The sequence below is a fragment of the Corynebacterium sp. H128 genome (genome assembly GCF_037482625.1).
In the GTDB taxonomy this organism is placed as follows: domain Bacteria; phylum Actinomycetota; class Actinomycetes; order Mycobacteriales; family Mycobacteriaceae; genus Corynebacterium.
In genome coordinates this window covers 38473-54176 of sequence record NZ_JBBHKW010000001.1, presented here as the reverse complement: position 1 = coordinate 54176, position 15704 = coordinate 38473, and the positions used below count along the sequence as shown (strand labels likewise).

At 59.3% G+C, this 15704-nt stretch carries 8 protein-coding genes and 1 CRISPR repeat array (1 of these 9 running past the window's edge); of the genes, 1 reads left to right on the top strand and 7 read right to left on the bottom strand.

Annotated features, from left to right (window positions below):
• Genes cobA through mqo form a run of 7 tightly spaced genes read right to left on the bottom strand, consistent with a single transcriptional unit; the run spans position 1 to position 6974 of the window.
• Complete coding sequence (gene cobA / locus WG915_RS00205) at positions 1 to 738, bottom strand: uroporphyrinogen-III C-methyltransferase (RefSeq protein WP_339563349.1); 738 nt, start codon at positions 736 to 738, stop codon at positions 1 to 3.
• Positions 731 to 2104 (bottom strand): cobyrinate a,c-diamide synthase, encoded by a 1374-nt coding sequence (locus tag WG915_RS00200; protein ID WP_339563348.1) that lies wholly within the window; start codon positions 2102 to 2104, stop codon positions 731 to 733. The genes cobA and WG915_RS00200 overlap by 8 nt, the downstream gene beginning before the upstream one ends.
• Positions 2098 to 2703 (bottom strand): cob(I)yrinic acid a,c-diamide adenosyltransferase, encoded by a 606-nt coding sequence (gene cobO, locus WG915_RS00195; RefSeq protein WP_339563347.1) that lies wholly within the window; start codon positions 2701 to 2703, stop codon positions 2098 to 2100. Before cobO ends, WG915_RS00200 begins: the two co-directional genes overlap by 7 nt.
• 51 nt (positions 2704 to 2754) lie before the next feature.
• Positions 2755 to 3645 (bottom strand): VOC family protein, encoded by an 891-nt coding sequence (locus WG915_RS00190; RefSeq protein WP_339563346.1) that lies wholly within the window; start codon positions 3643 to 3645, stop codon positions 2755 to 2757.
• 17 nt (positions 3646 to 3662) lie between these two features.
• Positions 3663 to 4475, bottom strand: coding sequence for a vWA domain-containing protein (locus WG915_RS00185; protein ID WP_339563345.1), 813 nt, complete (start codon positions 4473 to 4475; stop codon positions 3663 to 3665).
• Positions 4429 to 5469, bottom strand: a complete 1041-nt coding sequence (locus WG915_RS00180) for an ATP-binding protein (RefSeq protein WP_339563344.1) — start codon at positions 5467 to 5469, stop codon at positions 4429 to 4431. Before WG915_RS00180 ends, WG915_RS00185 begins: the two co-directional genes overlap by 47 nt.
• Positions 5470 to 5474: 5 nt before the next feature.
• On the bottom strand, positions 5475 to 6974 hold the full coding sequence (gene mqo, locus WG915_RS00175) for a malate dehydrogenase (quinone) (protein WP_339563343.1): 1500 nt from the start codon (positions 6972 to 6974) through the stop codon (positions 5475 to 5477).
• A 523-nt stretch (positions 6975 to 7497) separates the two neighbouring features.
• Here mqo and mtr point away from each other — a divergent pair.
• Positions 7498 to 8877: a mycothione reductase gene (mtr, locus tag WG915_RS00170; protein ID WP_339563342.1), complete on the top strand. Its 1380-nt coding sequence runs from the start codon at positions 7498 to 7500 to the stop codon at positions 8875 to 8877.
• A 226-nt stretch (positions 8878 to 9103) separates the two neighbouring features.
• Positions 9104 to 15704: direct repeats of the CRISPR family, unit length 28 nt; unit sequence GGCTCATCCCTGCTTGCGCGGGGAAAAC; it runs 3730 nt beyond the window's last position.

Sequence of the window (15704 nt, the reverse complement as noted above, 5' to 3'; positions counted from 1 at the left end):
CTACTCCCCTAGTCCTACGACTTCACCAATGACGATCACAGCGGGCGGCTTCACGCCGTTGTCGACCAACGCAGCTCCCAATGACCCCAGGGTGGTCCGGAACCCGGTCTCAGCAGCAGTGGTGCCTTCCTGAATCACCGCGGCAGCAGTGCTGGCAGCGCGACCGGCGTCGATAAGCGCGGCAGCGATCGCCCCACCGTTCTTGACCCCCATGATCACCACGAGCGTGCCCCCCGTCTGGGCGAGCGCTGACCAGTTGTTCAGTGAGCTCGGGTGGCCAGGCGGAACGTGGCCGGAAACAACGGTGAAGGAATGCACCATGCCACGTTGCGTGACGGGGATGCCAAATACTGCGGGTACAGAAATCGCGGATGTCACGCCCGGAACAACCTCGCAGGTAAGGCCGGCCTCGGCGCATGCTTGGACTTCTTCAAATCCGCGGCCGAATACAAAGGAATCGCCGCCCTTGAGCCGAACAACCCGACGCCCAGCGGCAGCATAAGAGACAATTAGCTCATTGATCTTTTCCTGCGCCATCTGTCGCCCATAAGGCAGCTTGGAACAATCAACTACCTCTTTAGTGGAGATGTCACACAGCTGCTTCAGCTCGGAGGTAGGCCCAAGATGGTCCGCGAGGATCACGTCGGCTGCCTGCAGCCGGTGCATCCCGCGCACGGTAATCAAATCCCACGCACCTGGGCCGCCACCAACCAGAGAAACTAAGGGCGAATCAGTCATGGACAACTACTTTAGTAGGTTCGCTACACGCAGCTAGGAAACGCTCCACCGCTTGTGGCACAGCTGCCGGGTGAACATGCAGGTAAGAAGCGTGAACGTTGCCTTGCACGAATCCTTCCCGCCGCAGCGACCCATCCCATGCTTTCCACCCCCACGCCTGTGAAAACCCTTCGGCCAAAGCGGAGACCAGCGCCGTGTGGTGAAACTCGTGACCAATGATCCGCTCCCCTGCCCGGTACAGCACGCTGTCCGCCAACACCACTGCCTCGCGATATCCGAGCACTAGCCTCCTGCGCATCGCAGCATGGACAGGAATCACGCCGAGCATCGGGTGTGCATCTAGCGAATCTGCCAGCCACAACAGCCCGGCGCACTCGGCGTGGACGGGTTTGCCGGCCGCGACGTGGGCACGCACCGCGGCGCGCAGTTCGCTTCTCGACGCCAACAGCTCCACATGCTCTTCCGGGAAACCCCCCGGAATGACTAGTCCTTCGCATTCTGGCAGGGGATCTTGCAATGGATCGAAATCGACGACCGTGGCTCCTGCGGCCGCCAGCAACTCACGATGCTCGGCATAGGCGAAAGTGAACGCGGGTCCGCCTGTCAGTGCCACGCGGACCGGAGTTTGCGGGGCCACTGCCGATTCCGGCGACCATGCCTCGCCGTCATAACTGCAACGCGCCAATTCAATCAGAGCGTCCAAGTCACAATGCTGCTCTACCAGCTCCGCCATCCGCTCGACAGCATCCCGAGCTGCTTGTCCGTGTTCTGTGGCAGTAACCAGGCCCAGATGCCGGGATGGCACCTCGATCTTCTCAAAGCGAGGCAAGGCTCCGAGTACCTGTAGACCTCGAGCCTCGATAGCCTCGCGGCACACCGCCTCGTGGCGCTCGCTGCCTACTTGGTTCAGAATCACGCCAGCAACCCGCACCCTGTCGGAGAAGCTAGCAAAACCATGCACCAGTGCGCCTACGGATTGGCTCATTCCACGCACGTCCACGATCAGTACCACGGGCAGCCCTAATTCGGAGGCGATTTCTGCCGTGGAACCAGCTGGGATGTCCGAGTGGGAGTCGGTGATGCGGCCGTCGAAAAGCCCCATCACGCCTTCGACCACGGCGATGTCAGCCCCCGATGCGCCATGCGCGTACAGCGGACCAATGAGTCCTGGGCACATGACGGAATCCAAATTGCGGCCTGGCAAGCCGGTGGCCAAGCCGTGATAACCAGGGTCGATATAGTCCGGGCCGACTTTGAAGGGGGCGACTTTCATGCGTCGAGCCAGCGCCGCCATGAGCCCCGTGGCGATCGTCGTCTTCCCGGTCCCCGAAGCTGAAGCCGCGATGACCAGGCCAGGAGTTACCACTCGATGCCCTTTTGTCCCTTGCGTCCTGCATCCATCGGGTGCTTGATCTTGCTCATCTCGGTGACCAAGTCAGCGGCCTCGATGAGCTTAGGATCCGCATCGCGCCCAGTAATCACCACGTGCTGTTTTCCTGGCCGGTTGGCCAGGGTTTCCACCACGTCGTCTACATCAACCCATCCCCATTTGATCGGGTAGGTGAACTCGTCGAGCACATAGAAGTCATGTTCTTCGGCTTGTATGCGGCGCTTGACTTCCTCCCAGCCCTCGCGGGCATCGCGCGCATGATCCTCGTCGGTCCCCTGTTTCTTGGACCAGGACCAGCCCTCGCCCATCTTGTGCCACTGGACGCTACCTGGTTCCAATTCGCCGAGTCGCTTAAACACCGATTCTTCGCCAACTTTCCACTTCGCGGACTTCACGAACTGGAACACGCCCACTTTCATGCCTTGGTTCCATGCGCGCAGCGCCATGCCGAAAGCTGCCGTGGACTTGCCCTTTCCCGGGCCGGTATGCACCGCGGTGACAGGCAGGTTTCGACGCTGGCGGGTGGTCAAGCCGTCATCAGGAATGTTTGCGGGGTCAACTTTTCCTTGGGGCATGGGGTCCTCTCTGGTTTTCCAAGTTAGAACGTGAAGATGCAGGCTAAGGCGCTAGCTCGGCCCCGTGCGGCCACCGAACTCGGCGACTATTATCTTGGTCATCCTCATCATGGTCTCATAAGCATGCGGGGCACTCATCAGCTCCCCGAAGTTCGCCGGGATAACCTGCCACACCAGACCAAAACGATCCACGCACCAACCGCACGGTTGTTCTTGCGCGGCGAGGCCGTCCCACAGCTGATCAATCTCCGTTTGATCCTTGGCCTGGATAAGGAAGGAGATGCCACCATCAAAAGTGAAATCCTGCGGGACGCCGGAATCCATGGCGGTGAACCACTGCCCTGCCAGCTGAAACTCGGAAAACATGACCTGGTGCGGGTCGTCTGGGTAGCTGACACGACGTCCTACTGCGGAATCAGCAATGAGCTCGCAGTAGTAATCGACGGCCTCTGCACAGTGCCCTTGGGCGGCACCACAGAACATCAGCGCGGGGATGATATGTGGCCGGGGCTCGTTCTCTGGACGGGTGAGGATGAGCTGCCAATTTAGGCCGTATTTGTCCTCAACCCAGCCATAACGCTGGCTGAAGGGGTACTCGCCGATATCCATGAGGATCCGGCCTTCCCGCGCCAAGGCAGACCACAATTGGTCGATGTACTGCTCGGCATCCGTGAACTCAGCCGGGTCGACGTTGACCATGAAATTCACTGCCGGGTTCGGGCGGTAATGATCATCCGCATTGATCAGCGATAGCTGCAAGCCACCGATCTCCATATCCACAATGAGGTCCTGCCCCGCAAGGTGTTGCTGAAAATCAGGTAGGCCTTCCGTGGGGTAGCTCTGCGAACCGCAGATTCTGGCCGAGCGGAAAACACCGGTGTAGAACTCCGCCATCTCCCGGGCATTGCCGTCACACCAAATGTTGGGGATGATCTTCTGCATAGTACTGAGGCTACCGACTAAATGGCATCGATGATGCCGGCGACGGAGTCCGCATTGAGTTCATCGAGGGTGATGCACACCGCACCCAAATCCTGCGCCAATGTCCGAGCGAGGCCCAGCCGAATGCGACCGCCCTGCTCGCAGTCAACGACCACGGACGCTGCAATACCACGCTGTGCGATGATGCCCGCAGCCTGGCGCATGCCGCTGTCTCCGGAAGCACCGGTCGCCCGGCCGTCGGAGAGCACGACCAGAATAGGCTCCTTGCCGGGATCCCTGCGGTACTCCCGCTCGATGAGGTCATACGCCATGAGCAGTCCCTCTCCCAATGGGGTGCGGCCACCAGTAGCAACATCGCTCAATCTGCGGACAGCAACATCAATCGAGCTGGTCGGAGGCAGAATCAGCTCCGGGGTGTTGCCGCGCACGCTAATGACTGCCACTTTATCGCGACGCTGGTATGCATCCGAGAGCAGCGAGAGGACCGCTCCTGTCACCGCAGCGAGGCGATCTCGGCCCGCCATGGACCCAGAGGCATCCACGAGGAAGACGATAAGATTCGAACGTTTGCCGCGCCGGAGCTGTCCACGCAGGTCTCCCGGGCGAAAATCGATTATCTCGCCGTGAATCCGGGCGCCCCGTTCGGCGGCGGCGAAGACGCTGCCGATGAGGTGTAACCCATGGCCGTCGCGACGCGCGCGCACGCTGGAGCCCACGGTCGACCACGCCGCTGATCGACGCCCCGGCGCACCTATCTCACTGAGCGAACGACGCCGCAGTACTTTAGGAGCGAAACTGGGCGCCGGTGTCGGCGCTACCTGCCTTTCCATCCGCATCCGGCGTCTCTGGCACGTTTCCTTCAGTGGGCTCTGCAGGCTCACTTGGGTCATCCGGCAGCTCTTCATTGAGCGCATCGTTTAATGCATCGTCGAGCTGCTGTTCGTCTACACCCGGCTCGTCAAAAGGATTGCGACGCTTCCGGTGTGGCAACGCCAGCTGCGCCGCCACCCGAATATCTTCCTCGCTCACGCTCACAGCATTGCGCCAAGCTGCATGAGCGACGGCCGCGCGCGCAATCACCAGGTCAGCGCGCATGCCATCGACGTCGAAGCTCGCACACACACTAGCAATCGCGCGCAGTGCCTCGATGTCCAATTCGATCTCGCCGACCCGATCCCGTGCAGTCTGGATCCGGGCACTGATCTCGGCTGTGTGCTCCGCCCATTGCTGCGAGAAACCGGCTGGGTCCTCTTCGAAAGCCAAGCGACGGCGCATGATTTCCGTGCGCGTGTCCACCTCACGGCTGGCCGCAACTTCCACTGCGAAGCCGAAGCGGTCCAACAACTGTGGCCGAAGCTCCCCCTCCTCCGGGTTCATCGTCCCTACCAGCACAAAGGATGCCGGAGAAGAATAGGAGATACCGTCGCGCTCGATACTGACGTGGCCGGTGGCCGCGGAATCAAGCAAGGCGTCGATCAGGTGGTCCGCCAGCAGGTTGACCTCGTCGACGTACAACACGCCACCGTGTGCCTGCGCGAGCAGACCCGGCTGGTACTCGGCTTTGCCGGTGGTGAGCACCTTTTCGACGTCAATGGAGCCAATCACACGGTCCTCGGTAGCACCCAAGGGCAGGTTGATCAGTGGTGCGTCACCGAGAAGCGCTGCGAAGGCACGAACGGTGGTGGTTTTGGCGGTTCCCTTTTCGCCACGCACGACGACGCCCCCAATCCGGGGCGAAATCGCGTTGAGGATGAGAGCGAGTTTGAGTTGCTCTTGTCCTACTACCGCAGCGAACGGAAAGCCCGGATTGGGGGCGACAGTCAAGGTATTTAGTCCTCCAGCTTGAGAGTCTTCTGCGTGCGCTGCCAGACTTCCTGGAAGAGCTGCTTATCGCCGGAAAGCGATACGCCATAGGTCGGGACCATTTCCTTGAGCTTTGGTCCCCACTCGATCATGCGGTTGCCGAAGCATCGCTCTAGGACCTCGATCATCGCGGATGGTGCGATGGAAGCTCCTGGAGATGCGCCGAGCAGGCCAGCAATAGTGCCGTCGGAGTTGTTGATCAGGGCGGTGCCGAACTCGAGGGAGCCGAACTTAGGGAAGCCAGCTGGCTTGATGATCTGGACGCGCTGACCAGCGATGACCAACTCCCAATCCTCGGCCTTAGCGGTTGGCATGTACTCGCGGAGGGACTCCAGGCGAGCTGCCTCGTCCTTCATGACCTCGGTGACGAGGTACTTGGTCAAGCCCATTTCCTGCACGCCGACGCCCATGTAGGAAGGCAGGTTGCCCGGACGCATCGACTTAAACAGATCCAAGTAGGAACCCGCCTTGAGGAACTTAGGGGTCCACCCGGCATATGGGCCAAAGAGCAAGCCCTTCTTGCCGTCGATAACGCGGGTGTCCAAGTGTGGGACAGACATTGGTGGGGTGCCAACGGATGCCTGACCGTAGACCTTGGCGGCGTGCTGCTCGATGAGTTCCTCGTTGGTACAGCGCAGCCAAGCGCCGGAAACTGGGAAGCCACCGTAGCCCTTGATTTCCTTGATGCCGGACTTCTGCAGCAGTGGCAGCGCCATTCCGCCAGCGCCGACGAAGACGAAGTTCGCCTTCACCGTCTGCAGGTCACCGGTGTGGACATTCTTGACGGTGACGAGCCACTTGGCGCCGTCTGCCTTGATGTCCTTCACCTCGTGCCCGTAGCGGATTTCGGTGCCGCCCTTTTCAGCGGCGGCGAGGAACTGCTTGGCCTGTGCACCATAGTTGATGTCGGTGCCGTTGTTGAACCAAGAGATGTTGACCTTTTCGGCCTCGAAGTCGCGGCCCTTTGCCATCAATGGCAGGAACTCAGCGAACTTAGCATCGTCCTCGGAGTATTCCATCCCCTCGAACAAAGTGTGCTTGGAGAGCTTCTCGTAGCGCATCTTGATGTACTTAACTTGGTCATCGCCACGGCCGAAGGAAACGTGAGGAACCGGGTTGATGAACTCGCGGGGCTCGGTGAGAATGTCGTTTTCCACCTGGTGCGACCAGAACTGACGCGAAACCTGGAACTTCTCATTGATGTTCACAGCCTTGGAGATGTTCACTTCGCCGTGCTGCAGTGGGGTGTAATTCAGCTCGCAGAGTGCCGAGTGGCCGGTACCTGCGTTGTTCCACGGCGAGGAAGACTCTTCCGCTGGCTGATCCAAGCGCTCAAAGATTACCTGAGACCAAGTTGGCTCGAGCTGCTTAAGCATCGCCCCTAGCGTGGCGCTCATGATACCTGCGCCAATAAGGACTACATCTGCCTCGTCAGTTACCTTTGCGCTTACTTTTGCTTCGGACACTGTAGCTCAACTTCTTTCATCAACTATGCAATTCATTTAGAACCTGGAACACCGAAAATCCGCCTAAGCTTCTACTTGCCGCGGACCCGGTATGCCAAGGTGGACTTCCATTCCCGTTGCCGATTCCCTGTGACCGACAACTCGTCCGTTAACCCTCAACCTTACGCCGAAAGAATGCGTCATTGGGAAAAGACCGGGATAAAACCTAAGTTTTTAGGCGCCATTTCTCCCCCATTCGCCGTTTCTAGCTCACATTTTGAGCTGGTTCTTTGCTCAGGTTTGCTGCTATTCGCGGCGAATTTCACCCCCAAAAGTCGCCAGCGCCATTCCGGAAAAGCGCCCCCTGAAACCGCGGAAAACTCTTCTGTTAGCAGCGTTCTACATCTGATTCACGGGGAAGTTTTCCCTCTTCGCCGGAGGTCTTGGCCAGATGCCAGACGGGTCGCATAACCTTGGGTCAAGACAATCCCATGAAACTAGCCGTCGATACGCGTGGCGCTAGCGTTCTAGACAAGGAGCTTCCGTGAGCAAGCATTACGACATCATCATTATCGGAACTGGTTCCGGCAACTCCATCCCCGGCCCGGAGTTTGATGACAAGTCCATCGCGATTATTGAAAAAGGCACTTTCGGTGGCACTTGCCTCAACGTCGGCTGCATCCCTACGAAGATGTTCGTCTACGCAGCAGATATCGCTCGCGCCATCGACCATGCTGACCGCTATGGCATCGCGGCGCACCGCACGGCAGTGGATTGGCCATCGATCGTAGAGCGGGTTTTCACTCAACGCGTGGATCTCATCGCAGCAGGTGGTGAACAGTACCGTCGGGGCCCGGAAACCCCGAATATTGATGTGTACGATCGGCACGCATCCTTCACCGGCCCCAACAGGTTGAAGACGGGCCAAGGCGAAATGGAATGCGAGATCAGCGGCGACACCATCATCATCGCAGCCGGCTCTCGCCCGCATATCCCGGCCGCAATCGCGAACTCCGGAGTGCGCTTTTACACCAACGAAGACATCATGCGCATGCCTTCGCTGCCACGTCGAATGACCATCGTTGGTGCAGGCTTCATTGCCTGCGAGTTCGCGCACGTCTTTTCCGCGCTCGGCGTCGAAGTCACCCAATTGGTGCGCTCCCACCGCATGCTACGCAGCATGGATGAAGACATCGCCACAGCCTTTTCCCGCGCCGCCGAAGCTCAATGGGAAGTCCGCTATGACTGCGAGATCACCGGCGCACGCGGCCAGGAAGGCAACCTGACGTTGCAGCTTAACGACGGCAATAGCCTAGAAGCTGATGTCCTCTTGGTAGCTACCGGGCGCACGCCAAACGGTGACCAAATGAACCTCAGCGCCGCTGGGATCGAAATGAACGGTACCGCCATCAAGGTCGATGCCTTCGGACGCACGAGTGCCCCAGGGGTGTGGGCGCTTGGCGACGTGTCCTCTCCTTACCAGCTCAAGCACGTTGCCAATGCAGAAATGCGCGCAGTACGCCACAACGTGTTACACCCCGACGACTTGCGGGAAATGCCCCACGACTACGTCCCTTCTGCGGTATTTAGCAACCCGCAAATCGCAACTGTTGGGCTCACTGAGGCGCAGGCCCGCGAGCGCTACGACAACATCACCGTCAAAATCCAGAAGTACGGAGACGTTGCCTACGGTTGGGCGATGGAGGATACGGATAGCTTCGCCAAGCTGATTGCCGACCGAACCACCGGACGCTTACTGGGCGCACACATCATCGGCCCGCAGGCATCCACCCTGATCCAGCAGCTCATTACCGTGATGGCTTTCGATCTTGACTGCCGAGACGTAGCCACCAAGCAGTATTGGATCCACCCTGCCCTGCCGGAACTGATTGAAAATGCGCTGCTCGGATTGGAATTCGAGTAAAGATCCGGTGGCGCTTTGCTTGCAGCTCAATCTCTCTTAGTACCTGTCTCATACCCAGTGTCCTGCTGGTTGTGACTTTCCAAATTTCCTAACAAGGCCGAGGCAGCGAGCACAGGAGCGGATTTCAAACTTTGGCCAGGCACCTACGTGAGGTGCTTCGCTCTCGCTTAACCCCGCTTGCGCGGGGAGCACTCACCTCTGTCATGTTTAGTCGCCCCACCCAAGGGGCTCATCCCTACTTGCGCGGGAAAACCGGTGGTGGTCGGATTGCCGGGTCGTGTAAACCGGCTCATCCCTGGTTGCACAGGGAAAACAATTGGACGTCGGTGGCGGGTGGGTGTTTGTAGGGCTCATCCCTACTTGCGCGGGAAAACCAGTGTCAGGACGCTTTGGTGCAGAACTTACCGGGCTCATTCCTGCTTGCGCGGGGAAAACGCGTAGAGCCTGCCGTCTTCGTGCAGCTCTATAGGCTCATCCCTGCTTGCGCGGGGAAAACTGCTTGGCTTCTAAACCCCCACATGGTTGGGGGGCTCATCCCTGCTTGCGCGGGGAAAACGCCCTTACCTTCGTCGCCCATCATGCGGGCCAGGGCTCATCCCTGCTTGCGCGGGGAAAACTGATTGCTGTGCTCGAAATGCTGCAAGACATTCGGCTCATCCCTGCTTGCGCGGGGAAAACGTATCGAGCTTGACCGCGCCACCCGCGAGGTCGGGCTCATCCCTGCTTGCGCGGGGAAAACGCCCTGGCTTCCTCACTCTTGACGATGAGGTTCGGCTCATCCCTGCTTGCGCGGGGAAAACTCCTCCACCGGCTTACCGGTGATATCAATAATGGGCTCATCCCTGCTTGCGCGGGAAAGCTCCTGCCTCACCTCACCGCCTGGTGTCATGTGCGGCTCATCCCTGCTTGCGCGGGGAAAACCTAGGAGGAATGAGGACGTAAGAGTTACCCGACGGCTCATCCCTGCTTGCGCGGGGAAAACCAGGTTCAGTTAAGTTGTCCACTTACCTGCTGCGGCTCATCCCTGCTTGCGCGGGGAAAACCAGGTTCAGTTAAGTTGTCCACTTACCTGCTGCGGCTCATCCCTGCTTGCGCGGGGAAAACCATCCTTACAGCTTCTAGCTGAGGTCTGCCAAGGGCTCATCCCTGCTTGCGCGGGGAAAACCGCCCGTTTTTGGATCGGCGTTGCTACCGCGTGGGCTCATCCCTGCTTGCGCGGGGAAAACTCGCCGACGCACTGCCACTCGATCTCCGATTTGGGCTCATCCCTGCTTGCGCGGGGAAAACAGCTCGGGATGCTGCGCGATATAGCCCGGAATGGGCTCATCCCTGCTTGCGCGGGGAAAACCCAGCGGTGCCGAGTACGAGGGGCGCGCTGACCGGCTCATCCCTGCTTGCGCGGGGAAAACCTCGCCGCCGATTTCGAGGCGTGCGACCTGAACGGCTCATCCCTGCTTGCGCGGGGAAAACATTTGTGTGGGGCAATGTAGATTCTCAAGGTTGGGCTCATCCCTGCTTGCGCGGGGAAAACAATGCTCGCAGGCGCGCGACCCGCGCAGGGTACGGCTCATCCCTGCTTGCGCGGGGAAAACGTGGCCACCGAATTCGGCGAGATTATGGGAGAGGGCTCATCCCTGCTTGCGCGGGGAAAACCGTCGGCGCGACTCACTTTGATCTCGATTGCGGGGCTCATCCCTGCTTGCGCGGGGAAAACTTTGGTACTGATCCGGCGGTGTGGCAGGCGATGGGCTCATCCCTGCTTGCGCGGGGAAAACTCTGGTCTGCGCTAAGCCTGCTAGCCGTCCTCGGGCTCATCCCTGCTTGCGCGGGAAAACTATGTGACTTAGGGCACAAAAATACCCCCTACCGGCTCATCCCTGCTTGCGCGGGGAAAACCCGATAGATTTTAATGATTTCACCTGTGATGACGGCTCATCCCTGCTTGCGCGGGGAAAACGCATGTCAGAAGTGCAAGATCACCCGCAGGCAGGACTCATCCCTGCTTGCGCGGGGAAAACTTGTTCACGTTCGCCAATTAGGTGCCTTTGACGGGCTCATCCCTGCTTGCGCGGGGAAAACACCGACATGGTGGCTAGTATGTCCAGTACCTCGGGCTCATCCCTGCTTGCGCGGGGAAAACCATGGCTTCTGATCCCTGGGGGGCTGGAACCCCGGCTCATCCCTGCTTGCGCGGGGAAAACTTCATGGGCTTTGTTGTAGGCGCTGCAGTGTGGGGCTCATCCCTGCTTGCGCGGGGAAAACAAAGTTGCAGAACTCCCAAGAGCTAGACTAAGCGGCTCATCCCTGCTTGCGCGGGGAAAACACCACTGAGCACTCTGTTGTGCTGAAGTTCCAGGGCTCATCCCTGCTTGCGCGGGGAAAACGTGGTGGATCACGAGGGGCCGGGGTTCAAAGTCGGCTCATCCCTGCTTGCGCGGGGAAAACTTGGCCAGCCTGGATATCATTTGCATGGTCATGGGCTCATCCCTGCTTGCGCGGGGAAAACACATCGAATCTATCCAGCTCCATGCCGATCTGCGGCTCATCCCTGCTTGCGCGGGGAAAACGTACTGACGGGCTTCGAGTTCACAGTGTGCTTCGGCTCATCCCTGCTTGCGCGGGGAAAACCGGTCAGGTCATCGGCAAACACGTTAGAAAGGGGGCTCATCCCTGCTTGCGCGGGGAAAACGATAATCGTACCCACGGGTGCGTTGGCGAAATCGGCTCATCCCTGCTTGCGCGGGGAAAACTACGTGATATATGTGTGGACTCCACACGGTAAGGGCTCATCCCTGCTTGCGCGGGGAAAACACAGCAAAGAAGCATCTCATCAACTCAGAAGTGGGCTCATCCCTGCTTGCGCGGGGAAAACGCAGCTTTGCGAAGCCTGGCCTGTATGACGTTGGGCTCATCCCTGCTTGCGCGGGGAAAACGCGAAAGCGTCAAGGCCGTCACCACCACGCGAGGGCTCATCCCTGCTTGCGCGGGGAAAACATAGCAGACCACGTATCGTAATTTGACCAGCCGGGCTCATCCCTGCTTGCGCGGGGAAAACTCACGTTGGGTTTTGATGGTTCCCGTGGTCGTGGGCTCATCCCTGCTTGCGCGGGGAAAACGGCGCAATGATGCGCGGAAGGATTTCCGGGTTGGGCTCATCCCTGCTTGCGCGGGGAAAACTGTTTGAGGGCAAGAATGATGAGCTTGGCCGTGGGCTCATCCCTGCTTGCGCGGGGAAAACACAGCTTCTCCGTCGGTGGTGGTGTCCCACTCGGGCTCATCCCTGCTTGCGCGGGGAAAACACGAGGATTTGATCCTCTGCGAGTTCTTGGAGGGGCTCATCCCTGCTTGCGCGGGGAAAACGGCGCGCACCTCAAGGCATTGTTGGCGGACTTCGGCTCATCCCTGCTTGCGCGGGGAAAACTCTATCCTTTTTCCACGGGAACGTTGAGGGTGAGGCTCATCCCTGCTTGCGCGGGGAAAACGATTTTGAGGGAGCCGCGCTTCATTCGAGAAACGGCTCATCCCTGCTTGCGCGGGGAAAACCGGGGGTCAACAACTTTGACGATGAATTTAATGGGCTCATCCCTGCTTGCGCGGGGAAAACAAATCAACAACAAGTTTGTTACAGGCGGAGATGGGCTCATCCCTGCTTGCGCGGGGAAAACAAAACGGCGTTTAGAGGCCAATTTGAGCGTTTCGGCTCATCCCTGCTTGCGCGGGGAAAACGCAGCACCTCAACAGCAGCAGCCAGCCACCCAGGGCTCATCCCTGCTTGCGCGGGGAAAACGAATATGGCCGACATGGTCAACGCCCCCGCACAGGCTCATCCCTGCTTGCGCGGGGAAAACTCCTCAAGAAGCTTGTCCATGTACCACCGCGCCGGCTCATCCCTGCTTGCGCGGGGAAAACAATATGTATTCTCATTTACATTCTCATTGTCGCGGCTCATCCCTGCTTGCGCGGGGAAAACGTGTGATCCGCGTAACGCTTAGCCGGATACCACGGCTCATCCCTGCTTGCGCGGGGAAAACCTATTGAGCGTTAGCCCGCTACGCTATTTTCTCGGCTCATCCCTGCTTGCGCGGGGAAAACCTATTGAGCGTTAGCCCGCTACGCTATTTTCTCGGCTCATCCCTGCTTGCGCGGGGAAAACAAAGAAAGGAAAAAGAAGATGGTTGTCACCGGGCTCATCCCTGCTTGCGCGGGGAAAACATTCCGGCTGGGAGCACACCATAAACAGGTTCCGGCTCATCCCTGCTTGCGCGGGGAAAACATTCTCCGATGCTGACCCGCGCACCCTCCATCAGGCTCATCCCTGCTTGCGCGGGGAAAACGTCGACGACAACGCCGCCCACGCCTCCCAATCCGGCTCATCCCTGCTTGCGCGGGGAAAACGGTGGCCGATGCCGTGGCTCGCTGACCTGCTTGGGCTCATCCCTGCTTGCGCGGGGAAAACTAGAGTTTCGAAGCGACCAAGATCGGCCTTTGCGGCTCATCCCTGCTTGCGCGGGGAAAACGATCTCACTCGCTGGGCTGTCCGCCATGGACACGGCTCATCCCTGCTTGCGCGGGGAAAACGCTAAGATCCCATGCCATATTCTCAATTTGCTCGGCTCATCCCTGCTTGCGCGGGGAAAACCGTTCCACGACACACGAGAGATGGACTTGATTCGGCTCATCCCTGCTTGCGCGGGGAAAACCCACGCAGTCCACTACCCACCTGCCCGGCTCGGGGCTCATCCCTGCTTGCGCGGGGAAAACCGGGTAGGGCTGAGATTGCGGTTGCTCTTGAGGGGCTCATCCCTGCTTGCGCGGGGAAAACATCACGTCCACCCACAGCTGCTCTTTTTGCTCAGGCTCATCCCTGCTTGCGCGGGGAAAACGTTAAACTGCCCGACCATTCACATTCTCTCGACGGCTCATCCCTGCTTGCGCGGGGAAAACGGCGCTTGAAAATCAATGAGCGTCACAGTGACGGGCTCATCCCTGCTTGCGCGGGGAAAACCTTGCTCACGAATTTGGGAAATTCGTATGCGGGGGCTCATCCCTGCTTGCGCGGGGAAAACACTCATTTCCTTTTTCCTTTTCTCTCGTTTTTCGGCTCATCCCTGCTTGCGCGGGGAAAACGTTCGGTTCCCCTTGATCGGCTTCATGAATGGGGGCTCATCCCTGCTTGCGCGGGGAAAACTGCAATTCAGCCTCCACGACGTAACCGCGTCGCGGCTCATCCCTGCTTGCGCGGGGAAAACAGGGGAATGGGATAACAGCTATGAACACAACGGGGCTCATCCCTGCTTGCGCGGGGAAAACTTGTGGCTAACAGCATTGGTCGCTTTAGTTTTGGGCTCATCCCTGCTTGCGCGGGGAAAACTCGGCAAGGGGTATCATTTAGCTAGGCGTAGACGGCTCATCCCTGCTTGCGCGGGGAAAACGACGACATGGGACCCTACGTGCCCGGCCGGGACGGCTCATCCCTGCTTGCGCGGGGAAAACGGCATCGGCCACCCGTTAGCAAAATCACTGTCGGGCTCATCCCTGCTTGCGCGGGGAAAACAACCTCGCCCAAAGCGGTACCCGCGGCCGAGTCGGCTCATCCCTGCTTGCGCGGGGAAAACTAACTCCCCGTTTTCTTGGTGGAGCTGATAGGGGGCTCATCCCTGCTTGCGCGGGGAAAACTCAGGGCGATCAATCAGCGTCAGAAGCTTCTTGGGCTCATCCCTGCTTGCGCGGGGAAAACTGGTCACTAACCAGCAGGTTGATGACTTCCTGGGGCTCATCCCTGCTTGCGCGGGGAAAACTACATGACCGCAATAGGTACAGGCTACATCATCGGCTCATCCCTGCTTGCGCGGGGAAAACCCGCGCTATCAATTTGTCACCACACGCGGGACGGGCTCATCCCTGCTTGCGCGGGGAAAACAAGAAGACGTTATCAAGGAAAAGCAAGCGCTTAGGCTCATCCCTGCTTGCGCGGGGAAAACGATGCTCATATCATCGGCGTAAGCGTCCTCTTGGGCTCATCCCTGCTTGCGCGGGGAAAACCGAATACCGCCCCGTTCAGGCTGACAACATCCCGGCTCATCCCTGCTTGCGCGGGGAAAACGCTAAATGTAGGCGAGCAGCAAGCTCTCTTTAGGGCTCATCCCTGCTTGCGCGGGGAAAACACTTTCCCGAACCGTCTTCAGCAAGGGCACCCGGGCTCATCCCTGCTTGCGCGGGGAAAACTTCGTGCGAACTACCCGACGACTGAAGATCAGGGGCTCATCCCTGCTTGCGCGGGGAAAACTTGCCCTATTGTGGGGGGTATTGCTGTCCCTACGGCTCATCCCTGCTTGCGCGGGGAAAACTAATCACATATGAAAGGCAGGCCAATAATGAAGGGCTCATCCCTGCTTGCGCGGGGAAAACGTACTCGTCGATCACGCAAATCAGGTAGGGAAGGGCTCATCCCTGCTTGCGCGGGGAAAACCTTGAGCGCCACACTGGGCGTCTGGTCGGTAGCGGCTCATCCCTGCTTGCGCGGGGAAAACCCGGCCGAGGCTCACCCGCTCGAGTGGACGTTGGGCTCATCCCTGCTTGCGCGGGGAAAACAACCTGTCGCGCCTACCGACCTCAACACCCTCAGGCTCATCCCTGCTTGCGCGGGGAAAACCCGAGCCAGGCCATGCCGATAAGGCACCACGGGGGCTCATCCCTGCTTGCGCGGGGAAAACGCGGGTCGTCTGACACGCAGGAGGGCGTGGCTGGGCTCATCCCTGCTTGCGCGGGGAAAACCCTCCCCAACTCACGCTTTTGTCATTGGTGTCAGGCTCATCCCTGCTTGCGCG